Source organism: Staphylococcus sp. GDX7P312P (assembly GCF_008385775.1).
In the GTDB taxonomy this organism is placed as follows: Bacteria; Bacillota; Bacilli; order Staphylococcales; family Staphylococcaceae; genus Staphylococcus; species Staphylococcus haemolyticus.
Genome location: NZ_VUKI01000005.1, coordinates 267,278 through 291,042 on the forward strand (window position 1 = coordinate 267,278; position 23,765 = coordinate 291,042).

Below are 23,765 nucleotides of genomic sequence, written 5' to 3' on the forward strand. Positions count from 1 at the left end.
AAGAATAACGCATATTTGAGGAAATGACGAGGTGTATTTGGAATGCAAACTCAATTGGGAGAAAATGATATTAGCTTACCGCAATACTACAACAACCGCGAATTAAGTTGGCTTGATTTCAACTATCGCGTACTTCAAGAAGCATATGACAAAAACAATCCGCTACTAGAAAAATTAAACTTTATATCTATTTTTAGTTCTAACTTAGATGAATTCTTCATGGTTCGCGTTGCAGGTTTAAAAGACCAAGTTAAGATGGGCTACGACAAACCAGAAAACAAAGCACAAATGACACCACAGGAACAAGTTGATGCCATACAAGAAAAAGCTAAAAAATATGTTGATACACAATATGAACGTTATAACGAATTAATGACTGAACTTCAAGATTATGAAATAGTGATGTGCGAACCACATGAATTATCTGAACCTTTATTAAACAAATTAGAAAGAGATTTTAAACTAACGATTCTGCCAACTTTAACACCACTTGGCATTGATGCGTATCATCCTTTCCCTAAACTTAATAATAAAAGTTTAAACATCTTCGTAGACATTGATACTGAAGATGCGATTAATTCAGCAATTGTGCAAATCCCGTCACTCATTCCAAGATTCTTAACTTATAATGAAGGTGCTAAACAATATGTCGTCATGGTTGAAGACGTCATCACATACTTTATCAATTATTTATTTACTGGTTATGAAGTATTAAATACCTTCACATTCAGAATCACAAGAAATGCCGATTTAACGATACATGAGGATGGCGCTGAAGACTTACTTATCGAAATCGAACGTTTCCTTAAAGAACGTAAGAGTGGTTCAGCTGTACGTCTAGAAGTTGATGGTCGTACTGCAAATCCAGATGATTTAGACTGGCTTATCGAGACATTGGAAGTTGATAAGCAAGATGTTTATTTCTTAAATGGACCATTAGACTTAACATTTATTTTCGGCTTAGTCGATCACCTATCTCATAAATTAAATTATTTAACTTATGAAAAATATTCACCACAGATTCCACGTTCTTTAGGCAATAATAATTTATATGAACTTGCATTAAAACGTGATATCTTCTTCCATCACCCATACGAATCTTTCGAACCGATTGTTGACTTTATTCGCGAAGCTGCGGACGATCCAAATACAATAGCGATTAAACAGACATTGTATCGTGTTAGTAAAGACTCACCTATTATTAAGAGTTTAAAAGAAGCTGCTGAAAAAGGTAAACAAATAACCGTACTTGTAGAATTGAAAGCACGTTTCGATGAAGAAAACAACGTACACTGGGCACGCATGTTAGAAGATGCAGGTTGTCACGTTATATATGGTATGACACATCTTAAGACACACAGTAAAATCGCTTTAGTCGTTAAACGTATTGGTGGCGAATTAACATCATTCGTTCACTTAGGAACAGGTAACTATAACGACAAGACTGCGAAACTCTATACAGATATGGGTATTATCACTACAAATGAACAAATTGCAGAAGATGCCATTAACTTCTTCAATTATTTAAGTGGGTACTCAGTAAAACCAGAATATAATAAATTAATCGTAGCACCATTTGATATTCGTGATGTCTTTATCGATCGCATAGATAAAGAGATTAGCAGTCACCTTCAACATGGCAACGGTAAGATTATGATGAAGATGAACTCACTTACGGATAAAGCCATCATTGAAAAGTTATTCGAAGCATCACAAGCCGGTGTTAAGATTCAACTCATTATTCGTGGTATCTGTTGCTTAAAACCAGGTATTCCTGGTATAAGTGAGAATATTGAAGTGGTAAGTATCGTAGGTCGTTTACTAGAGCACTCTCGTATTTATTACTTCCATAACAATGGAGATGAACGCATCTATTTATCATCAGCTGATGTAATGACACGTAACATGATTAAACGTGTAGAAATCTTATTCCCAGTTGAAGATAAAGAAATTGGAAAACGCCTAGTCGACTTCATGGACTTACAATTATCTGATAATCAAAAAGGACGCTACCAAGATGAACATGGTCATTATCACTATGTGGAAAATAACTTATCACCGTTAAATTCACAAGTCTATTTAATGCAAGAAGCAATTAAATATGGACAAGAACTTAAAAAACGTTCAGCTCAACCATCAGGTATGCCAGTTGTATCTAAACGTCGTGCGAATTGGATGAATCGTATCCGTCGTTCTCTAAAGAAATAACATATAAAATAGGCAATGGTCGCTCATGACCATTGCCTTTATTTTTGTAAACTATTTTATTTCTCAGGGTGATCGTACCAATGATTTAGGAATTGATATAAGACGTTGCTATAGGTTTGTAGTTCTGATGCTTCTATCTTCTCATCGACGCTATGTGCTTCTTCTAAACTACCAGGTCCATATAAAATAGTTGGTATACCAAAGTGTGCTGTCCAACCACCATCAGTTACAGTCGTACTCATACCATGCTTTAATTCCGTTCCATGAACAGTTTGATGCGCTGACTGTAATTGTTTAAATCCAGGATGTTCAATAGGTATGGTGAAGCTAGGGAAGATTTCACCTTTGTCTTCAATCATTGATTCACCGCCCCATTCAAACTTCAATGGATTCTCCCGAAGCCAAATATCAGCCTCAGACACACGATTCAAGTAATCTTCTATTTCTGCAACTACATCTTCATATCGCTCGTTTGGCAAATAATGAACCGTTATCCATAAACGACATTCATCTGCAATGAATGCTGGATGGCGTCCACCTTCTATCACTGCCGGATTAATGGTATTTGCACCTGGAGGCATACCAGGACTATGTTTCATTACAGCCCAGTGCTGTTCTAATTCGTTTAGTGCGTGAATAATTTTTGTCATTTTTTCAATGGCACTCGCACCAAATAGCCCACCACCAGCATGGATGGTTTGACTACGCGCACCATCATGAATGGTATTCTTACTTTTCACGGTAATCCAGCCGGTAATCACACCACCTTGACCAAGCGCCATATTCTCACTTGTATCTAACACAAGTGCTAGATCAGCTTTAGGTCCAATTTCACAAGCAAGTTTCGTACCTGCTTCACCTACTTCTTCTCCTACGACAGACTGTACAATGATATCGCCTTTAGGTTGGCGTCCTTCTTGATTTAACTTTTCAAGAACATAAAATAATGACGCCATACCACCTTTCATATCACTTACTCCACGACCATAAAGCCAGTCATCCACTTGGGTTAATTCAAATGGCGGATACGTCCAGTTTGAATCATCATCTACTGATGCCACATCTACATGGCCATTTAATATAAGTTTAGGTGCGGAAGGGTCACTCCCTTTCAAAGTCGCGACAATGACACTATCATTCTTATAAAGTTGTTCCCGTTGAATACTAAATCCAAGTGCTTTTAATAATTCTTCAATCTCATCTTGCAAAGGGTCTGTATTACGTCCAGGTGGACTCTCCGTATTGTAATTAACTAGCAATTCCAACAAGTTATAAAGACGTTTCTCCATCTTTGTCACTCCTTTAAATCATAATCCCCCACTACGTCCTTCATTACCAGTGTATCACGATAAAGATTACAAAAAAGGTGTTTCTTGCCAAATGACAAGAAACACCTATGACTATTATTATACTGGTCGCACAGTCACTTCGTTTACATTAACATGTGCAGGTTGTGTTAATGCGTAAACAATCGCATCCGCAATATTTTCAGGATCTAGTTTCTTACGACCACCAAAGTCACTTCGTTCTGTCATTGGTGTATCTACCATTCCTGGTAATATGCTTGTTGTTTTAATCCCTGTTTTTGCTAATTCTTTTTCTAAGCCATTAAAAATCATCAATACAGCAGATTTTGTAGCACTATATAATGCACTTTCTTTAGATACTTCATTCGCAGATATAGATGCTAAATTGACTACATGTCCTGACCCTTGTGCTTCAAACTTAGGTAATATCGCATTGAGACTGTATAGAAGTCCTTTAATATTCGTATCAACCATTGAATCCCATGACTCAACTTGATAGTCTGTGATTTTTGATGAACGCATGACACCTGCACAATTTACGAAGATATCCACGTGTCCAAATGTATCGATGGCTTTTGCTACTAATGCATCTACTTCTACTTGGTTTGTCACATCTGTAGGTACAATATGTATATTGTCTTCATTCATATCTTTCGCTACCGTATTCAATTTATCATGACTACGTCCTGCTAATACGACTTTAACACCTTGCTTCTCAAGTGCTTTTGCTGTTGCTGCTCCGATACCACTACTTGCACCGGTAATAATTGCTACGCGTCCGTTTAATTCTGTCATTTCACTTCATCCTTTACTTTAGATTCTTAAAATACATTACCTTATTTAAAATGCATTAAACCTTTAAGACAATTCCTAGGAAATATTATTATGAAAATACTAAGATGAATTGTAATCTTTAAGAAAACGTATTAAAGTTAATATATGTAATTAAATCATTGGGCATATAGAAAGATAGGAGGATACACAATGACATTTGAAGAACGTATTCAAGCGTTACGTGCTGAAAAGAGTAGAACAAGTTTCTCGTTTCATTTCATCGATTTATATAGTGAAGAAGAATGGATGAATATGAGTGTGAAGCAACGTACACGCCAAGAGAGAGAATTTATCGCACAATTGGACCAAATTCCACGTGTAAGAATGCCATTCTCTAGTCAAGAAGGCTACAAGTTTAAGTTATATAATCAAGAATATCAATATAATGAAGTTAAGAAGAATTTCAAAGATTTATAATACACTGAAGCCCGTATCTCTATGATAAGATACGGGCTTTCAACACATTATTCCAGAATGATTAGGGGTATATTTATGGTATGCCTTCGACTGCTCACCAACGAAGGCATATAAGGTTCTTGAATGTTAATAGGAGGCCATTCAATTTGTATTAATTTGTAACGAGTGTTTTACGTTCGAGTCCATAGTAATATAGTCGTTCTGCATCAATATATGGAATTGAATCGATAGTCAAGTAGCCATCTTTAATATCACCGATCATTCCTTGATTAACACCAGTTTTCAAATAAATGTCGTAACTGCCTTCATCAGAAAAAACAACTTCTTCAATTACTTTTCTCATCAGTATCACTTCCCATTACTTATTCCTTACAATTCTTATCATACACCCTTTTAAAAATTTTTAAAGTCTTTTGTGATACTTTTCACAAATAGTTCACTTTTTTGAAAATGAAAGCTATTGAAGGAATTTATGTATGTAGAATATAAAAGGATTTCTATTTCACTTAAGTCGATATACTTGCCTAGGGGGCTATAAAGTAGTTCTTAGATAGATATTCACTTGCTTAAGTTATTTCGCTTTCCTGCGGGAAAGGCTCAAGCCTGTAGTCTTGAGACACTTTCTTTTCCGCTAGGAGTCTTATAACTTCGCTACGTTATCTATCTTAGAACTACTCACAATGCGCTAAAGCACTTAGGTTCAGGTAATTATACTTTTATGTTATCCCTCTTAACTATGATATATATTCTATGGTTTAATTAATATGGTAACACTTAAAATTTTTGCGATTTAAAATATAAAATCATGGTTTAACATTAAATATTTTAAATTGAATACACTCGGCATTAAAGACTTTCTCTATTAAATCCTCTACACTTTCAAATTCATCATGGTTTTCATATGGATCAATAATATAAAACTTAGGTGTTTTACTATTTAATCCTATAATTCTGAATATCAAATATTTTTGAGGGTTCTCATACATGGCATATATTTCATTTAATGATAAGTAAAAAGGTTCATCCTCTTTTTTAGATTTAGTGGCTTTAATTTCAATATATTTTTAACTGGACTATCTAAATTTTGAGGATCAAAAGCAGTCATGTCATATCCATATCCGTGCAGTTCACCCATAGATGTATCAATTGTATTAATAAATTGTTCTTGTAAATTTTTATCAGATATATTTTTTTCAATTAAATTCATAAAATATTGATAAGCTAATTTTTCTCCAATTTGTCCCGTTATTTTGTTTTCTTTATGGGCTTTTTCAATGTCGTCATCAGTTTGTTTTTTAGTAGAGGTCTTATATTTTTTTGCATATGTGGAAACTTTGGGCTTATCTATTTGAGACATTTGAATATTTTTATTTTCTTTAATACTTTCATTAAGTTCTTTAGTCTCTATTATTGTTACTATTTCATTAATATTTAATAATAAAGCGTTATATTCATTTATATTAATTTTATTTACTAATCCGTTAAGTAATTTAATCATTTCTTTGTAGTCTGAAATCATCATATCCTCGGTATACACTTCAGTCTCAAAATCATAATACTTATAAATAATTGAACCGTGAGCATATCCACTTGGCAAATCCGATTTATCATATTTACTATCCTTATTATTTGAATAATAAAATCTACCTACTTCAAAGTTATTATCATCCAGATATGACGCTAAATACTTGGAAAGGGCAAGTGCTTTTTCTTTAGCTTTTTTCACACCCAAAGTTTTTTCTTTAATTTCGCTCCAACCTTGATTTAAAGAGAGATATACCCCTTTGCCTTCGGGGTGAAATAAATAAACAATGTAGTAACCTTTTTGAGTGCTTTTAGTTATATTAGTGTTAAAGGTAGTAACCCATGGAACCATACTATAATTTCCCTTCCCAACACTTCCAGTAGTTAAAAGGTCTTTATTATTAGATAAATTTTCTAGCTGTTTGGGCAATAATTCTTCAATAATTGATGAATACTTTTCACTTAGGTCCCAATCTTTATTCGTTCTGACATCCTCATTATTTTTCATTTTTATCAAATTCAAAACATTTTTTATATCTTTTATCATCTTGAATCCCTCTAATCATTATGTATATTACATATATTATTATATATTCAAAATAATAAAAGACACCATAGTGCAATTTAAAATCTGACTAATTACACTATGGTGATCGTTAATTTTATTCTTCTACAATATATCTATATATATCATCTCTAATTGATGTCTTCATAGTAAAATTCATTGTTACTACTCTATCACCAATATCTCGAATTTCTTCTTTAGCTGTTCCTTGGATGTATTCTGCTTCTCCTAAATAATAATGAAGTCTTCCTTCAGCATCACTTTTCTTTACAAAAATATAAACTTTTTTATTTTTCTCTTTATGGTTAATAATATCTTGTATTTCATTACTTTTTAATGATGCATTTGCTCTTGAAACCCAAGCTAATTCATCTTGACTTATAAAATGATCTTCATATTTAATATTATCCTCTATATCTTCAGATTTTTTATATGTAATAAATACTGGAATATGATCATCTAACACTCTATAACCATAAATGTTATTACTCATATTTTTTTCATCATTTCTCCAGTTTACTAATTTTAGAAAATCTAATCTCGAATATTGATTATAAAGGATTAAGTCATTCCCTGAATTTTGAAACTTCTCATTATAATATTTAGCTAAACTAATTAAATCGTCTACATATAATTGATATTGCATATCTGCCAAATGTTTTTTAAATGAAGCGCTCAAACTATATTTATTTCCATTCTTAGTTATAATTGGACTACCATATCTCGCATGTTCTGCTTGACCAAAATATTCTAATGTTAATATTTTTAAAGAAGTGTTAATATCCTCATTATTAAGATGATTCAATTCATCATATATTTCTCCACCTATTTGACCTTTATTGATTATATATTCAAGTACTAAATAATCCGAATTTTTTAATCCAGGTGATATTTCTCTTGATAAGAAACATAAATTTTTTGTTGCATCATCTGAGAGTTCCATTTGCGTATATTTATATTTCTTTAAAAATTCATGATAACTGCTAAATTTAGATAAAATAACCTGAGGGTCAATCGAATTTTGTTCAATATAGTCCATAAGCATTGGTGTATGACCTATTCGTTCTTCAACAGTTTTATATGCATCAATAATAATTTTTACACTATTTAATTTAGCATTATCTATAGAATCATAGATTTTTTTCTTAGCGATTTCTTCAAAATTAATCGTAGATATACCTTCTATTTTATTAGGGTTACTTAAAAACTCACGATATGCATTTTTATTTTGAGATTGATTGTCTGACAAAGCTATTGGAATAAGATAGTTATTTTTATAGTTACCTATAAAATCTATGATTGTAACATATTCTTTTTCAGAACTTTTTCTCAATCCTCTACCTAACTGTTGAATAAATATAATACTAGATTGTGTACCTCTTAACATTAAAATTTGATTCACTTCTGGAATGTCTATACCTTCATTGAATAAGTTGACTGTGACGATATATTTAATTTCCCCATTAATTAATTCATTTGTTACTTTCATCCTTTTATTCGGGGTGTCACTACCAATTAATGACTTGCTTGGAATATTTCTAGCTGTCAACATCTCTGCTATTTCAATAGCCTCTTCTTTTCTACTAACGAATATTAACCCTCTTAATGTATCACCTGAAAAACCGTAATAGTTTGCTTTTTCAACTATGTGACTAACTCTTTCTTCAGAAGTTAAATCTTTTAAATCAGTAAAATCATCACTTTCTATGCCATTATGTACATAATCGGTAACTCCATAATAATGAAATGGACAAAGTATTTTGCTTTCCAAGGCTTTAGGTAATCGAATTTCATATGCAATATTATTATCAAATAATTTGAATATATTTCCATCATCTGTTCTCTCTGGAGTTGCTGTCATACCTAACATAAAATCAGGATTAAAATAATTAAAAATAATTTGATATGTTTTAGCATCAGTACGATGCGCTTCATCAAAAACTATATAATCGAATGCGTCTTTTTTAAAGTTTTTGTAATTATCATTTCTACTTAAAGATTGAATAGTTGCAAAAACATATTTTGCTTCTTGTTCTTTTTGAGTACCTGTATATAAACCAAACTCTTGCGGATTTTCATGGGGAAATACTTTTATAAATTCTTGGCGAGCTTTCTTTAAAATACTCTCATTATGAACAATAAATAAAAATTTAGTAGGCTTATAATTCCTTACATCCAATGCACATAAAATAGTTTTACCAGTTCCAGTAGCCGATATAACTAACCCTTTATGTTCACCTGATTCTCTTAATTGTCTTAGAGACATCAACGCTTCTTCTTGCATGATGTTTGGTTTTATTTCATTGGTTTTATTAAATTTGTTTAATAATGTGTTTTGCTCACTATTGATTTCAAATAAATTTTTATAGAGTTTCGGACTAAATGATAATTCATAGTCTTCAATCCATTTCTCATCTAAAGGTATACTGTTATCCCATAATTCTTCAAATTGATACCTTACGTTATGTATTAAATCGCCATTTTTATGAGTTGACAACAAAACATTATGTTCATAATTCACTTTCATTGCAGTTGATGTCAGGTTAGAGCTCCCAATGATCATAGAAGAATAATTATCATGGTCAAATATATATCCTTTAGCATGAAAGCCCTCAATGTCTGTTAAGCGTACTTCAACATTGTTTAGTTTCAATAATTCTTTATACATTTTAGGGGTATTAAATCCTAAATAATTCGAAGTAATTAACTTTCCTGAAATTCCTTTTTTATTTAAATCATAGAGTGCTGATTTAATACTTGCTAACCCACTTTCAGTAATAAACGCTACTGATATATAAAATGTATTACATTTGTTTAACTCATTTAAAATAGTTGTTAATACGTTTTGATTTTTATTATTTATTAATATTTTGGGATTCAAATTACCTTCGTGAACAACGTTTTTATCTATAAAACCTTTATTCAATGACTGCTTTAAACTATCTACTATATTATTAGCCATTATTCTTCACCAGTTGAAATCATTTCTACTGCTGGAATATCTGCTGGTGCCCATTGAAGTGTTTTTAATTCACCCGCATGTAACCACTTGATTTCTTTGTGTTCCGTTAGCGTAGGCATTTGATTATTTAACGTACACTTAAAAGTAGTTAATCTTACAATGCCAAATTCGTATTCGTGTTCAGTTGTAGTCACTTTGTCACCGACAACTAAATCACACTTCATCTCTTCCTGTATTTCTCTGATTAGAGCTTCTTTTTCAGATTCTTCAGGCTCAATTTTGCCACCTGGAAATTCCCACATTAATGGTAATGACATGTTTTCACTACGTTGTGCACATAAGATTTTCCCTTCTGAATAAATTATAGCGCCAACAACATTTATAACCTTTTTCATAGAAAAGACCCACACCTTTTTATTTTATTAATTATAATTTTATCAAAACTTACATTTTCATCAATCCTCTAATCCAAAAGTATGTATAAGTTTTTTAAAACTTAAATTGAACATATTTAGTTAGAATTTTAAAGCAAATTTGCATTTTAAGAAATCCACCAATTATTGATACTTTCTGTCCATTTTTTGATAACGGGTGCCTTTATGTTTGCAGTATAATTAACTCACATTAGATCGATCTGATGTATGAGGGGGATAATAAGCTCTCAACTGATAAAATTCGTTAGAGGCGCATCTTAACTGGAGAGTAAGGTGGGTCTCTTTCTTTTTCAATAAATTTTAAATGAAGTAAAAAGATTGATATTTTTAGCTAAAGATTTGATATTGCGACAGGTATTCTATCTGAATAATATATTGTACAATTTAAGTGTATTAGATATACATCTAATACATAGAGTTTTTGAGGAGGTTGGGAAGTATAACCATTACATATTATATTTCCCAAAAAGCTCATCTTAGCGGAAACTGAGATGAGTGGAATTTATACTTCTTGATATATATGTTCATAATGCTCGTGACATGTCAGTCAACTCAACATGAATCAAACAGCCAAGATTACGTAATCTAAAGAAGAACCCATAATTCTTTACCATATGTCAGGTGTATTGTGAACTATATTTTTAGGAAAAAAGCTATTACAAAATTTTTAATTAATACTTACTCTCTGATGCATTAACTAAGTATTAATTAAGTCGAAATGTCTCTAAAGAAGTATAGGTGCGATGTTTTTTACATCAAAGATGAACCCCATAAACATTTAAGCTGATCACTTAAGTGCTTATGGGGTCTTCTTTTGTATCATTATATTAAAATCCTAATTCTTTTATAAACTTAATGAGTTCATCTTTCATCTTTGGATCTTTAAGTGCATATTCAATCGTTGTTTTAACGAAGCCTAATTTTTCTCCAACATCGTAACGATCGCCATCAAAGTCGTATGCATAAACTGGAATATCACTATTCATACGTTCAATCGCATCAGTGAGTTGAATTTCATTTCCAGCGCCTTCTTTTTGTGTTTCAAGGTAGTCAAATATCTCAGGTGTTAAGATGTATCGTCCCATGATAGCTAGATTTGAAGGTGCTGTACCTTGTTTCGGTTTCTCAACAAATTGTTTTACCTCGTAACGACGGCCTTCTTTTTCTAATGGATCAATAATACCATATCTATGAGTAACGCTCTCTGGTACTTCTTGAACACCAATGACTGAATGACCTGTTTCTTCGTAAACGTTCATCAATTGTTTGATGGCTGGTGTCTCTGATTCAACAATGTCATCACCTAATAAGACTGCAAATGGTTCATTTCCAATAAATTGACGTGCTGTATGAATCGCATGTCCTAATCCCTTCTGTTCTTTTTGTCGAACGTAGAAGATGTTTGCTAAGTCCGTAGAATATTGTACTTTCTCAAGTAGGTCATCTTTTCCTTTTTCTTCAAGAACCATTTCTAATTCTTTTTGATTATCAAAATGATCTTCAATTGCGCGTTTATGTTTACCAGTTACGATGATAATATCTTCAATTCCTGCACGAGAAGCCTCTTCCACTATGTATTGAATTGTAGGTTTGTCTAGAATAGGAAGCATTTCTTTAGGCATCGCTTTAGTAGCTGGTAAGAATCGCGTCCCTAAACCAGCAGCAGGTATGATTGCTTTTTTTATCTGTTTCAAACTCAAGTAACTCCTTTGCACATTCTGTCTTTTATATCATTTGTTAGTTTATCACTCTTTTTATTTCTTTCCTAGTGATAGCTTGTGATAACCAATTGCTTGAAGTTTGCGTTTAAGTTGTATTCAATTTCAACTTAAAAACACATGATCAATTATTTTTAAAATACTTACGATAAAGTGTGACCCGAATACCCCAAACATCATATATATATTGAACTCAGTAAATTTACTTTGAACGACTTTGATTTGTGTATGCTTATCAAATAATGGTGGATTGCTATAATGCATTAATAATTGTGCAATGTTATATTTTGCTTTTTTTAATATACTAGTTACATAAAAAGCATAGATTAAACCGATGAATGATACGATTAATATAACGTATTCACTATATTGAAAATCAATGATGAAAATCATACCCCAAATGAGTGCGATGATTAAAAGATCTAATTTATCTATCATTTTAAATTTATCTATTTCTTTTTCTACATCATCAATTCTAGAGTTTTGTAACAAATCTAAATCAATATCTCTCACATTTATCTTTTTAACTTTTGACATTCAAATACCCTCAGTAAATTTTTATTTCACAGAATAATATATCATTTAACAGATAATATTTTAATCACAAATTACTTTCTTATTGCAATCTAGACTTGTCATATCAGTGCTAATAAAAAAAGCCACTCGTTGGAGTGGCTTTACATTTTGCATTCAACATTAACCCTATACAAACAAGCTAATAAATAATATAAAGATGATACCTGATACAGAGATTATTGTCTCAAGTAGTGACCAAGTTAGGAATGTTTCTTTGACGGTTAAGCCGAAGTATTCTTTAAACATCCAGAATCCTGCATCATTTACGTGAGATAGGATCACGCTTCCGGCTCCAATTGCAAGTACAACGAGTGCGACATTAACGTCAGAATGTTGTAATAATGGTAAAACGATACCTGTTGTAGAGATTGCAGCTACTGTAGCTGAACCTAATGCAATACGTAGTACTGCTGCTACTATCCAAGCAAGTAATATAGGTGACATTGTAGAACCTTCGAACATTTTTGCGATTGTATCACCCACGCCACCATCAATTAATACTTGCTTGAATGTGCCACCACCGCCAATGATTAAGATCATCATACCAATTGGATAGATAGCATTTGTAACTGACTTCATAATGTCGTCCATCTTTCTGCCACGGTTCAAGCCCATTGAGAAGATAGCGAAGATAACTGAAATTAACATTGCTGTACCAGCCGTACCTATGAAGTAAACAATTTGTTCAAATAAATTTTTAGCTTCTTCATGGCCAGTGATTAATTGAACGATAGTTGAAATTAACATTAAGATCACTGGCAATATTGCTGTAAATAAACTTAATCCAAAACCTGGCATTTCAGATTCTTTAAATTCTTTTTGAGAACCCAATGCTGAGATATCACCTTCACGAGTGTATGCTGAAGGGATAATTTTTTGTGCAATTTTATTAAATACAGGTCCAGCAATAATCGTTACTGGAATTGCAATGATGATTCCAAATAGTAATACTTGTCCTACATTCGCTTTTAGTTCTTTAGCGATAACGACTGGTCCAGGGTGTGGTGGTAAGAAACCATGTGTTACTGATAAAGCTGTCACCATTGGTAAACCTAATTTAAGTGGTGATACTTTTGCACGTTTAGCAATCGTAAACACTAACGGAATTAATAAGACTAAACCAACTTCGAAGAATAATGCGATACCCACGATAAATGCTGCAATCAACATTGCCCATTGCACGTGTTTAGGTCCAAATTTAGCAATCAATGTGTCGGCAATTCGATTTGCACCGCCACCATCTGCAAGTAATTTACCAAGCATTGCCCCTAACCCAAAGATTAATGCAATGTGGCCAAGCGTACTTCCCATTCCCGCTTCTATAGTTTCCATTATTTTATTTAATGGCATACCTAATAGTATAGCAGTCACAACAGAAGTAACGATTAATGAAATAAATGTGTTCAATTTCAAGAATATAATTAATGATAGTAGTAATAAAATCCCGATCACAACACTGATAAGTGGCCAAATATCTCCAAACATAGTAAATCCTCCCAATGTTTTCTTTTTTAATTAATTGATTTACTCCATGTGCTTACGTTGAAAATCTGCAATTTCTGCATAACGTTCTTCTAATGAGCGACTTAAATTAATGAAGATTGAAACTAACTGTTGATACACTTGAACGGTTTCTGAATCAGGTTGATGTGTATTCGTTGTCCCGACCATTTCTTCAATAATTGAGAAGTCATCAATTTCCCCTAATGCTTTCAAACCTAATACACAAGCGCCTAAACAAGAACTTTCATAGCTTTCAGGCACGATAAGGTCTGTGTCGAAGATATCTGCCATCATTTGACGCCACACTTCACTCTTAGCAAATCCTCCTGTCGCTTTGATTGTGCTTGGTGTTTCGTTCATTACTTCTATGAGTGCAAGATAAACTGTATAAAGATTATAGAGTACACCTTCTAAAGCAGCACGAATCATATGTTCCTTTTGATGCGAGAGTGTAAGACCGAAGAATGAACCACGTGCATCGGCGTTCCATAATGGTGCACGTTCACCTGCAAGGTACGGATGGAAGATGAGACCCTCTGCACCTGGCTTAACCCGACTTGCGATTTTAGTCAGTACATCATATGGATCAACGCCTAAACGTTTGGCAGTTTCAACTTCACTTGCAAGGAGTTCATCTCTTAGCCATCTCAGAACAACACCACCGTTGTTTACTGGTCCTCCAATGACATAATGTTCTTCGTCTAGTACGTAACAGAAGATACGTCCTTTATAATCGGTGCGAGGTTTATTAATGACTGTTCGAATCGCGCCAGATGTACCGATTGTGACAGCGACTTCGCCTTTTTTATAACTATTCACTCCTAAGTTAGAGAGAACACCATCACTTGCACCTACAATAATAGGTGTATTCTCATCAATGCCCATTAAAGTTGCATAGCGTTTCTTCATACCTTTAAGAATATGTGTCGTAGGTACCAGTTGTGGTAGTTGTGCTTCAGTGATACCTAACAATTCAAGTGCCTCTTTATCCCAGTCAAGTTCTTCAAGATTGAACATGCCCGTAGCTGATGCCATTGAGTAATCGATGACATATTTTTCAAATAGTTGATAGAATATGTAAGTTTTTATATCTGCAAACATGGCAGTTTGTTTATAAATATCTGATTGTTCATGCTTCATCCAGAATATCTTAGATAGTGGTGACATCGGATGAATTGGTGTTCCTGTGCGTTGATATATGTCTGAACCATGATGTTCTTTATTAATTAGTTCAGCGTATTTACTCGCGCGATTGTCTGCCCATGTAATACTTTCAGTCAAACGATGATGTTGTGCATCGAGTGCAATCAGACTATGCATTTGTGCACTAAATGAAATTAGTTTGATGTCTTCTTTTTTTATATTTGCTTCTCTAACAACATATTTCACAGTCATTAGTACTGCATCAAACAATTCGTCAGGGTTCTCTTCAGAAACATCTACATTGGGGGTATGTAAGGGGTAACCAATGTTGTGTTTCATGATGAATTGTCCATTTTCATCGTATAATACTGATTTCGTACTTGTTGTTCCTATGTCAACACCAATCATGTATTTCATATTATTCCTTCTTTCTTCTATTTATCTTAGCCAGAAACTTTCAATGTCTTCGCCAACATCATCGAAATTTAAGTGGAAGGCTTCTCTTAATCTTGTAGAGTCATATTGTTCTACTGCTTCAATAAACACCTCATGGTTACTATGAATGCGTTCAAAATCCGCTTTATCCTGCTCCATGCGATGTCTCATAGATAGTAATACGAGTATTTCGATTACGGGTTTCAAATGATTCCAGAATGTTTGTAAATATTGATGATTGGATGCGATAATCATGGCTTCATGAAATTGAATGTCATGTTGTGTAAAGGCTTCAGCATCTTCGAATTTAACTGCTACTTTCATCATTTCAAGGTGTTTACGCATCTCTTTAATTATAGGTGCTCTATCAATGTGTTTGATCTTAGAGAAGGCAAATGACTCTAACATTAAACGTAAATCATAGAGTTCTTTCTTCTCTTGATCACCAAACTGTAATACCTTAGCTCCCATGCGTTCTAATTGAATAAGTTGATCCGTTTGTAATAATTTGAATGCATCTCTAACAGGGGAACGACTAACATCAAATTGTTTTGCGACTTGATTCTCAGTAAGTAGCGTATCTACTTCGATTTCCCCACTCACAATTTGCAATCGTATTTCTGCTGCGACACCTTCTCCTTTAGACATGCCACCAAGCCATTGTTCTGGATAACCTTCTTTCACATCTTTCACTCCTATTGAGTTAATTACAACTTGTATACAAGTATATTAATATATAAGTTACGTTTTTGCAAACGCTTTCTTTTTATAAATTTAAAAAACCCGGCCACAGATGGACCGGGAAAACCATGATTAAAATTCTATTTTTTCTCATCTGAAACTTCGATGCAGTAATGTGTTTCGTGACACTTAGGGCATTCTAATTTACGTGTTTGCATAGTATGTCGTGCCAAGATGAACTGTTTCAATAATGGTTTAAACGTATGTTGGCAATTGGGACACAGATATGAAATATTTTTATAATAATATGTTGTTAATCCAACGGCATAGGTTACTAAGATAGGCACTATCGCAATAAATGGTTTACTCGAACTTCTTATTAAACTTGTGATTAACCCTGTGTATTGAATAATGCCAATGATACCTGCGCTAATCCATACTTTACTTTTAAACGATTTCAATGTAGTCGATTGTTTCATTGCTTTATCTATGTCAGATAAATGATTTATTGGAGCGCTTGAGTGATTTGAAATATATTGGTCAACGTTGTTCAAATGTTTTAGTGCTTTTGTTTGATCATGTATGCTTGTCTCTAATTCTTTCTTATGCAGTTGCAACATTGCTTTAAGCGTCTGCATATCGCTATCTTCGTAAAGTAGCGTTTTAATTTCATCCAATGTACAACCAAATTGCTTCAACAAAACTATCAACTGTAGTTGCTGTATATGATCATCATTGTAATATCTACGATTTGATTCTGATGCACGTTCAGCTGTCAATAAGCCTTTACGATCATAATATTGTAGTGTTCGAACTGTAACTCCTAAATGATTGGCAAGCTCTCCAACTGTATAAAGTGACATAGTGTCCACCTCCTACATTGAATCTACCTCATGACGCTACGTCACGAGCAAGACATTTTTACATATAGTTTAAAGTAAGTCTGAAGGATGTCTTATTTGTCTTCTATCCAATCTTTAATATGATCTACGATACCTACCGTACCATTTGGTAATTGTTCAAGGACAGAAGGAAAGTCCATATGGCCGATACCTGGATAAACGATTTCTTTCGTTTCTCCTCCATAGCGTTTATACTGCTCCATTGTCGCTTGTGAATCAGTATACGGAATGATTTCATCATCTTTGCCAGAGATAAATAGTAACTTAGGAAATTGTTCAATTTCTTCTATATCTGGAAGATAATCAGCTTTTATCGTATATATTAAGTCAGTAATGATTGTTTTAATTGGGGCGACAAATGATAAGATATCTAGTCCGTTTTCTTTTCGTGCGTAGACCGTCTTTTTTAAAATATATTGTGGCAAATTTTTAATTGCGGTAATTTCATCTTTAAAGTGATCACGTTTACTATCGGTCGAAAACAAACGTGCTAGCATACTTGTGTTTGGCGTAATTTTAGCTGCGCTGCTTAAATAAACAAGGTGCGATATAGGCAATGTATTAAATTTCAACAAACGTGTACCAATCATACCACCCATCGAGTAACCAATGACCATGACCTTTTCAAGATGTTGTGACGAAACAATTTGTTCCAAAACGTCTTCAATTCGTTCAGAATAATCATCTAATGTGTGATTATTGCGATCGATACTTGAGCTTTTGCCACGACTGGGACAATTTATAAAGATCATCTTATATTCTCTAAAGTACGGTTCAAACATCGTCATAATGCGATAGGTCATGATTGCCCCATGTAAAAAGACAATTGCCCTGTTTGAAGTTTGATTCCCGGCAAATGCTACTTCGACTTGTTCGTTATGATAATTTTTCAATTGATAAATTTGTGTTTTGAAATGTTTTCTGTTCATAATCAACCTCAAAAATTGCTATATTACTAAATTATTATTTTATCACAAAATTATCAAAACTGAGGCAAATTAAAAAAGTATAACTTATAGAATTGTTGCAAGTTACGTACAATTCATCAAGTTATACTTTAAACTAATCGTTTAGTTATTATCTGAAATCGCAGAATGTATCGATTGCATTTTAGATTCTACATCTACAATTTCAAGTGCACAGTCTTTTAACATATCGCTATAATCATCCGTACTCGCATTATTTTTATAGCGAATTTTATGTTCTAAACTTGCCCACATATCCATGCCAATGGTTCTAATTTGAATCTCCACGGGAAGCTTTTCCACTTTATTTGATAAGAATACTGGGATAGACACAACAATATGTAAGCTACGATAGCCGTTGTCTTTGGGATTTTTAATATAGTCTTTACGTTTAAGGAGTTTGACATCCTCTTGTTTTAATAGCATCTTTTCAATGACATAAATATCTTCTAAATAGTTACAAACCACGCGAATACCTGCAATATCTAATATATGTTCACGAGCACTTTCTGCACTAATATCTAGTTGTTTGCGGTGCAACTTTTTAATTAAGCTGTTCATCTCTTTCACACGGCGTTCCATATGGTGAATAGGGTTGTGTTTATAAACGTGATTAAAGTTGTCATCTAGAATATCTAATTTTGTACTGATTTCTTTTAAGGCTGAGGAGTATAAGTGGTCCAGTTCTACAAAGCCAATAAGTCTATCGAAGGCTTCGTCTCCATCTTTAAAATGATGTAAGTTATCTTTAAATTCACTTCGTAATTCTTCTATATACAATGATGGTTTTCTTTCTACATACATAGTATTTCCTCCTTAATCATCACTGTATATTATAGCGAATTGCAAAATGAACTAAAAATAATACTCTTTGATTTCACATTATTTTTAACAATTAAATTTATAATTAAAAATGCAAACCTTTATATTGAACAATGCGTCCAGACATAAAGGTTTGCAACTACTAATTATGATGTTTCATTTTTATTATGTTCGATGACTTTAGTACCACGATTATCAGCGATGTCTTGTGCGCGTTTAGTGGCGTCTGCTTTCTTCTCAAACGTATCAGACGCTTGTTTCGCACCTTCTGTTTTCACTTTCCATTCATCATCTTCGAAATAGACATGTACATTTTCGTCATTTAGTTTTGGGTTTGCGGATTGATCTTTTTGGTGTTGGGTAATGTGTTTATGTTTTAATTCATCTAGCTCATCTTTCGTCGCATCTTTATACCAATCTTTAGCTTGCTGTGTAGCAATCGGTATAACATCGCCTTCTTTATAACCATCTTTTAACATAGCATTACCAATATCAATTGCTTTCTTACGTTCTAATTCATCGAAGTTCTTCCACGTATTCGGATAATCATCCATCGTCCAAGGCATCCTATCAAACTCCTTTTTAACTTGATAGTTTGCTTTACCACTATCATTCCGAGTGAAACTTGTTTATCGGACTATGCTTTAATCGCCACACCATTTTCAACATCGTCTATATCTTTACGCGTATGCACGCAATTGTTTTGAAGTCTCATTAATGCCGATTTAATGTAATTATATTGAGGTAAATCGGAAAGTTCATTAATTTCAAGTCGGCTTTGAAGTTCGAAATGTTTCGCTAAATTTTCAAAAGTAACTAGGTATTCCCCCATTTGCTGATCTGAAATACGTTGACGTTGATGATCTTGCATCGCACGCATTAACATAAAGTTAATTTCTTCTAAGGCAAATATACTTGGATAATAATAACGAATCACTTCTTGATTAGAGAACAATTCACCACTTGCTGAATTGTTGATTTGAGTCATGTTACTCATTTTCACTGAAAGTGCTAAACTTTCATCTCTTTCACGTAAATCATCTTGGTAGTGATTCTCTGAGAATAAATATTGGAAGATGACCGCTTCCTTACGAACCACTTCTGCAATCGTTCGTGGCAACATGGCAGACGCTGTTTGACGGTTAATAAGAAGAATTCCGACAACTGCGATTGCTATACCGATCAATACATCAAAGATACGTGTATAGGCAATTGAAATTGAAAGGTTATCTGATGCTAAACCATTTAATAATATAACTTGGATCGTGATAAATATAACTGCGAACGCATAGTTTGAACCTACAAATGTTTCAGTGACCATTGCTGCAATACCCATTATGATAACGGCAATGATTAAGTGTGGATTGAAATACAATATAGCTGATAAGACAAGTGTTCCTAAGATAGTACCTAGTCCACGAGCAACAGAACGGTCTAACATACGTCGAGTTGTCATACCTAATAAGACTGTATGTGCTGTTAATGGTATCCAGTAAGATTTTTGGATATTAAAGGCTAACGAAATAAATATTGCTACTGCCATAATGACGGCATAAATTAATGTATTTCGAAATACAATTGAATCTAATGTTAAATTATGAATGATACGTTGACTATATAACGGTTTACGAACACTTGCTTCGTGTTCAATTTGACTAGAATCTAAGTTTGTAATTTCATCGATTTTCAAGATATATTGTAATAAATCATCAAACGCTTCATCTACATGAACTTCTTTTGTCCACTTTTCACGAGAGGCTGTTGTTCGATATGCATTACGTATCGCAACATCCATCATTTCAACTAATTCGTCTGGTATAGGGCGAATACCTTTTTCATGTAGTTCCAATAACTCTGAATATAACCCCTGTGCTGATGTGTGGAGTAATAACAGTCTTTGGAAACGCGGACTCAATTTCTGGTTCACTCCAGCCGTTGCAGTGATTAACAATTCATCTGAATTTTTGAACTGTGTTACCGCTGTTTTTGCACTTTCTTTAAATTTATCGACATCATTATAATTGTGCATTAATTCTTTAATCATGTTAAAGTCCGAATTAATCGCTCTGTTTTCGATTTTTTGTTTTTGGAAAAGTATTGTCAAGATGACTACTAATGTAGCAATCGCACCACCAACAAGAATTGCTAAACCACGGTATAACGCTTCATTTGGTGCTATTGGCAAGTTACTTGGTAAACAAAACGTTACAAGAAAGAATGTTGAAGATGGTCCTGCAATCTTCAATGCACTGAAGATGTAATATGGGATGACTGTAACTAATAATAATGTTACGCCATATAATATCGGCTCAGTAACCGTAAGTGTGCCCAGTATCATACATACTGCAAATGACAATGAGCATAAGATAACAGTTCTAATCATTGAGCGAGGTGAACTTTTGAACACATAGATATGCGCCAACGTCCCAGTCGATACAAGCAATCCTAATGCGAAATTGCCTAGGAAATAACCTAATAGTGCTGGGAAAATTAATAACAAGCCTTGTCTGACACCCTTCATCGGGTCAACTTTACTTGTGTCAAATGTGATTAGTGATTTTAAAACATTTCCCAATGTTATCTTTCCTTTCTATAAAACATACATATTTAATGATAACACTTTTTATTAAGTTATATGATGACCATTGTCTAATTTACAAAAAGGTAGGATTGAAATCATATCTGTGACATAGATTTCAAATCCTACCTTAGTAATGTATATTATTTTGAACGTTGTTTAATTATTTGGCTTTCGCTACATCGATGACTGGTTTTTCTGTAATATATTTGCCGATATTTTCGCTAAACACTTTAAAATGATCTGAATGGTTGTGTGCTTCAACCGCATCTTGATCTTTATAATTCTCTACAACTACGAACGTATTACGTTCAGTCACATCTTCATAGTGGCTATAAAATGTATTTCCTTCCTCTTCACGTGCATGTTTAACTAAGTTCGTCATTAAATCTAAATATGCTTCACGATGTTCTTCACTTACTTTAAGTTTGGCATTTATAATAATCATACATTTCACCCTCAATTTTGTGATTAATTTAATATTATCTTACCATTTTCACTCATACTTAAAACACTAATGTGACTTTAAGCTTTAATCACATTTTATTATAATTCGTCAAAATAGACATTTAGTGAATCTAAGTTCCAAAGCACTTAGCAAGTAATGTAATTAAATAAGCCAGTAAATGAATTAATTAAAACCCACTTACTGGCTAGATTCTAGGAATGATGTCCTAGCTTATATAAAATTATTTTAATTCACGACTTTCATCTTTAATCAATGGTTTGTCTGGTGATACAAACAACCATAAAATTGCTGCGATGACTGCTGGAATAATTAATAATTGGAAAGTCATTGTCCAACCAAGTGATGCAACCAACGCACCAGCTAAGAACGGACTTAATAATGCACCAATGTTACCCCATAAGTTCATCCAACCAGATACTGTACCGGCAAAGTTTCTACCAATGTCATTCGCTGCTGCCCAGCTCATACCCATTGATACACCCATACCACCTAAACCAAGTGATAACCAGAAAATCGTTACGTATAAATTCTCAGTATGTACTGCAAAGAAAATTGAAACTGCGAACACGATGAAACCAACAATGGCAATTAAACCTCTTGAAACGAATCTTGATTGTCCGCTACGTAAAATTTTATCTGAAATCGCACCAGCAGATAAAATTAAAATAAACATGATAAACCAAGGTAATGAACTAATTGTCATGTCTTTAAATTCAACATGATATTGCTCAGTTAAATAAGTTGGTAACCAAATTAAGAATAATGAAATAACGAATTGAACTACAAAATATTGACCCGCAATCGCATAGAAACTAATACGACGGAAGAATTGATTCCAAGGTGGTAATGATTTACTTGTTTGAACAAGGTCACGATTCTCCATAATGAAATGTTTCTCAGCGTCATTTACCATACGATGTTGTTCTGGTAAGTCTTTCGCAATGATTCCCCATAATATTGCAATTAAGATACCTACTGCACCGAAGATGTAAAATACAGCTTGCCAATTAAATGCATTTACAATAGCAATAGTAATCACAGGCGCTAATACAGGTCCAAAATAAGAACCAGCGAGTAACATACTAGATGCTCTACCTTTCTCATCTTTAGAGAACCAGTTTGCATTAAACACAGCGTTTGATGGATACATTGGCGCTTCACCAATACCGAATAAGAAACGCACTAAATATAATAAACCGTGATGTTTAATCATACCTGTAAAGATAGTGAAAGCACTCCACCATACTAAAGCGATTGTAATCATCTTACGAGGTCCAAATTTCTCAGCTAGCATACCAGAAGGTACTTGCATTAACGCGTAACCTAATGAGAAGAATGAAGCTAACAGACCAAATTGTTGCTTTGTCATATGTAAATCTTCCATCATTTGTGGGGCAATATATGAGATGTTAGATCTATCCATGTAGGCAATAACACCTATGATAAAAAATGCTAATGCGAAAAACCAACGAACACTACTTTTCTTTTGTCTTTGTACCATATCCTCTTTTTCCTACTTCCTTTAATTTGTTGATTCTAAATATGTTGTCTAATATAATCACGAGACTCCTTATTTGTAAAAATAACTCCCTTAAAACCCTTACCATCATAAGGTTTCAGCATTTATTTTTAATAATATTACCAGTTTTTGAAATCGTTTTCAATAACTTATTTAAAAGTTCTTTTATCAAATTGTACATCGTTGGTTACTTTATTCACTAA

Annotated in this window: 21 protein-coding genes; 2 read left to right on the top strand and 19 right to left on the bottom strand. The window is 33.3% G+C overall.

The annotated features are described in order from the left end of the window. Window positions 1–42: 42 nt before the first annotated feature. Complete coding sequence (locus tag F1592_RS03045) at window positions 43–2,208, top strand: RNA degradosome polyphosphate kinase (RefSeq protein ID WP_149809395.1); 2,166 nt, start codon at window positions 43–45, stop codon at window positions 2,206–2,208. Between the two features lie 56 nt (window positions 2,209–2,264). On the opposite strand, the gene F1592_RS03050 is transcribed toward F1592_RS03045, so the two are convergent. Both F1592_RS03050 and F1592_RS03055 read right to left on the bottom strand, forming a co-directional pair. After that, the gene (locus tag F1592_RS03050) at window positions 2,265–3,497 is read right to left on the bottom strand and encodes an acetylornithine deacetylase (RefSeq protein ID WP_053016459.1); all 1,233 of its coding nucleotides are present in this window, start codon (window positions 3,495–3,497) and stop codon (window positions 2,265–2,267) included. A gap of 117 nt (window positions 3,498–3,614) precedes the next feature. Further along, the gene (locus F1592_RS03055; protein ID WP_053016457.1) at window positions 3,615–4,310 is read right to left on the bottom strand and encodes an SDR family oxidoreductase; all 696 of its coding nucleotides are present in this window, start codon (window positions 4,308–4,310) and stop codon (window positions 3,615–3,617) included. Window positions 4,311–4,499: 189 nt separating this feature from the next. On the opposite strand from F1592_RS03055, the gene F1592_RS03060 reads away from it, so the two are divergent. Beyond that, window positions 4,500–4,766, top strand: a complete 267-nt coding sequence (locus F1592_RS03060; protein WP_053016455.1) for a DUF1413 domain-containing protein — start codon at window positions 4,500–4,502, stop codon at window positions 4,764–4,766. Between the two features lie 151 nt (window positions 4,767–4,917). Here F1592_RS03060 and F1592_RS03065 read toward each other — a convergent pair whose 3' ends face one another. From F1592_RS03065 to F1592_RS03145, 17 genes are all read right to left on the bottom strand, one after another. Next, complete coding sequence (locus F1592_RS03065) at window positions 4,918–5,109, bottom strand: hypothetical protein (protein WP_011274908.1); 192 nt, start codon at window positions 5,107–5,109, stop codon at window positions 4,918–4,920. A 460-nt stretch (window positions 5,110–5,569) separates the two neighbouring features. After that, window positions 5,570–5,824, bottom strand: a complete 255-nt coding sequence (locus F1592_RS13990; RefSeq protein WP_107609754.1) for a protein NO VEIN domain-containing protein — start codon at window positions 5,822–5,824, stop codon at window positions 5,570–5,572. Then, window positions 5,767–6,837 carry an MrcB family domain-containing protein gene (locus tag F1592_RS03075; protein WP_053016450.1) on the bottom strand — a complete coding sequence of 357 codons (1,071 nt, stop codon included), beginning with the start codon at window positions 6,835–6,837 and terminating at the stop codon, window positions 5,767–5,769. Before F1592_RS03075 ends, F1592_RS13990 begins: the two co-directional genes overlap by 58 nt. A gap of 115 nt (window positions 6,838–6,952) precedes the next feature. Beyond that, on the bottom strand, window positions 6,953–9,817 hold the full coding sequence (locus F1592_RS03080; RefSeq protein WP_053016448.1) for a DEAD/DEAH box helicase: 2,865 nt from the start codon (window positions 9,815–9,817) through the stop codon (window positions 6,953–6,955). Next, window positions 9,817–10,212: a (deoxy)nucleoside triphosphate pyrophosphohydrolase gene (locus F1592_RS03085; RefSeq protein WP_016930782.1), complete on the bottom strand. Its 396-nt coding sequence runs from the start codon at window positions 10,210–10,212 to the stop codon at window positions 9,817–9,819. The genes F1592_RS03080 and F1592_RS03085 overlap by 1 nt, the downstream gene beginning before the upstream one ends. Window positions 10,213–11,078: 866 nt before the next feature. After that, window positions 11,079–11,945, bottom strand: a complete 867-nt coding sequence (galU, locus tag F1592_RS03090; RefSeq protein ID WP_011274904.1) for a UTP--glucose-1-phosphate uridylyltransferase GalU — start codon at window positions 11,943–11,945, stop codon at window positions 11,079–11,081. 129 nt (window positions 11,946–12,074) lie between these two features. After that, a complete protein-coding gene (locus F1592_RS13700; RefSeq protein WP_223197202.1) occupies window positions 12,075–12,506 on the bottom strand; it encodes a hypothetical protein in 432 nt (143 codons plus the stop codon). 165 nt (window positions 12,507–12,671) lie between these two features. Beyond that, complete coding sequence (locus F1592_RS03100) at window positions 12,672–14,030, bottom strand: gluconate:H+ symporter (protein ID WP_037538892.1); 1,359 nt, start codon at window positions 14,028–14,030, stop codon at window positions 12,672–12,674. Between the two features lie 39 nt (window positions 14,031–14,069). Next, window positions 14,070–15,608 carry a gluconokinase gene (gntK, locus tag F1592_RS03105; protein WP_053016445.1) on the bottom strand — a complete coding sequence of 513 codons (1,539 nt, stop codon included), beginning with the start codon at window positions 15,606–15,608 and terminating at the stop codon, window positions 14,070–14,072. Window positions 15,609–15,629: 21 nt separating this feature from the next. Continuing rightward, entirely contained in the window at window positions 15,630–16,310 is a 681-nt protein-coding gene (locus tag F1592_RS03110; RefSeq protein ID WP_053016443.1) for a GntR family transcriptional regulator, read from the bottom strand. A gap of 137 nt (window positions 16,311–16,447) precedes the next feature. Then, window positions 16,448–17,170: a MerR family transcriptional regulator gene (locus F1592_RS03115; protein WP_053016441.1), complete on the bottom strand. Its 723-nt coding sequence runs from the start codon at window positions 17,168–17,170 to the stop codon at window positions 16,448–16,450. A 92-nt stretch (window positions 17,171–17,262) separates the two neighbouring features. Next, on the bottom strand, window positions 17,263–18,138 hold the full coding sequence (locus F1592_RS03120) for an alpha/beta fold hydrolase (protein ID WP_037538899.1): 876 nt from the start codon (window positions 18,136–18,138) through the stop codon (window positions 17,263–17,265). A gap of 141 nt (window positions 18,139–18,279) precedes the next feature. Beyond that, window positions 18,280–18,978, bottom strand: a complete 699-nt coding sequence (locus F1592_RS03125; protein ID WP_053016438.1) for a GTP pyrophosphokinase — start codon at window positions 18,976–18,978, stop codon at window positions 18,280–18,282. 164 nt (window positions 18,979–19,142) lie between these two features. Then, the gene (locus F1592_RS03130; RefSeq protein WP_053016436.1) at window positions 19,143–19,562 is read right to left on the bottom strand and encodes a DUF2188 domain-containing protein; all 420 of its coding nucleotides are present in this window, start codon (window positions 19,560–19,562) and stop codon (window positions 19,143–19,145) included. Between the two features lie 71 nt (window positions 19,563–19,633). Next, complete coding sequence (locus F1592_RS03135; protein WP_053016434.1) at window positions 19,634–21,571, bottom strand: FUSC family protein; 1,938 nt, start codon at window positions 21,569–21,571, stop codon at window positions 19,634–19,636. Between the two features lie 166 nt (window positions 21,572–21,737). After that, entirely contained in the window at window positions 21,738–22,022 is a 285-nt protein-coding gene (locus tag F1592_RS03140; RefSeq protein ID WP_053016432.1) for a putative quinol monooxygenase, read from the bottom strand. Between the two features lie 241 nt (window positions 22,023–22,263). Further along, window positions 22,264–23,544 carry a pyruvate MFS transporter gene (locus tag F1592_RS03145; protein WP_053016430.1) on the bottom strand — a complete coding sequence of 427 codons (1,281 nt, stop codon included), beginning with the start codon at window positions 23,542–23,544 and terminating at the stop codon, window positions 22,264–22,266. Window positions 23,545–23,765 lie beyond the last annotated feature (221 nt).

Bases quoted from the DNA above. Each gene is read 5' to 3' on its own strand.
- F1592_RS03045 (WP_149809395.1), top strand. From the start codon at position 43: ATGCAAACTCAATTGGGAGAAAATGATATTAGCTTACCGCAATACTAC.
- F1592_RS03050 (WP_053016459.1), bottom strand. From the start codon at position 3,497: ATGGAGAAACGTCTTTATAACTTGTTGGAATTGCTAGTTAATTACAAT.
- F1592_RS03055 (WP_053016457.1), bottom strand. From the start codon at position 4,310: ATGACAGAATTAAACGGACGCGTAGCAATTATTACCGGTGCAAGTAGT.
- F1592_RS03060 (WP_053016455.1), top strand. From the start codon at position 4,500: ATGACATTTGAAGAACGTATTCAAGCGTTACGTGCTGAAAAGAGTAGA.
- F1592_RS03065 (WP_011274908.1), bottom strand. From the start codon at position 5,109: ATGAGAAAAGTAATTGAAGAAGTTGTTTTTTCTGATGAAGGCAGTTAC.
- F1592_RS03075 (WP_053016450.1), bottom strand. From the start codon at position 6,837: ATGATAAAAGATATAAAAAATGTTTTGAATTTGATAAAAATGAAAAAT.
- F1592_RS03080 (WP_053016448.1), bottom strand. From the start codon at position 9,817: ATGGCTAATAATATAGTAGATAGTTTAAAGCAGTCATTGAATAAAGGT.
- F1592_RS03085 (WP_016930782.1), bottom strand. From the start codon at position 10,212: ATGAAAAAGGTTATAAATGTTGTTGGCGCTATAATTTATTCAGAAGGG.
- F1592_RS13700 (WP_223197202.1), bottom strand. From the start codon at position 12,506: ATGTCAAAAGTTAAAAAGATAAATGTGAGAGATATTGATTTAGATTTG.
- F1592_RS03100 (WP_037538892.1), bottom strand. From the start codon at position 14,030: ATGTTTGGAGATATTTGGCCACTTATCAGTGTTGTGATCGGGATTTTA.
- gntK (WP_053016445.1), bottom strand. From the start codon at position 15,608: ATGAAATACATGATTGGTGTTGACATAGGAACAACAAGTACGAAATCA.
- F1592_RS03115 (WP_053016441.1), bottom strand. From the start codon at position 17,170: ATGTCACTTTATACAGTTGGAGAGCTTGCCAATCATTTAGGAGTTACA.
- F1592_RS03120 (WP_037538899.1), bottom strand. From the start codon at position 18,138: ATGAACAGAAAACATTTCAAAACACAAATTTATCAATTGAAAAATTAT.
- F1592_RS03125 (WP_053016438.1), bottom strand. From the start codon at position 18,978: ATGTATGTAGAAAGAAAACCATCATTGTATATAGAAGAATTACGAAGT.
- F1592_RS03130 (WP_053016436.1), bottom strand. From the start codon at position 19,562: ATGCCTTGGACGATGGATGATTATCCGAATACGTGGAAGAACTTCGAT.
- F1592_RS03140 (WP_053016432.1), bottom strand. From the start codon at position 22,022: ATGATTATTATAAATGCCAAACTTAAAGTAAGTGAAGAACATCGTGAA.
- F1592_RS03145 (WP_053016430.1), bottom strand. From the start codon at position 23,544: ATGGTACAAAGACAAAAGAAAAGTAGTGTTCGTTGGTTTTTCGCATTA.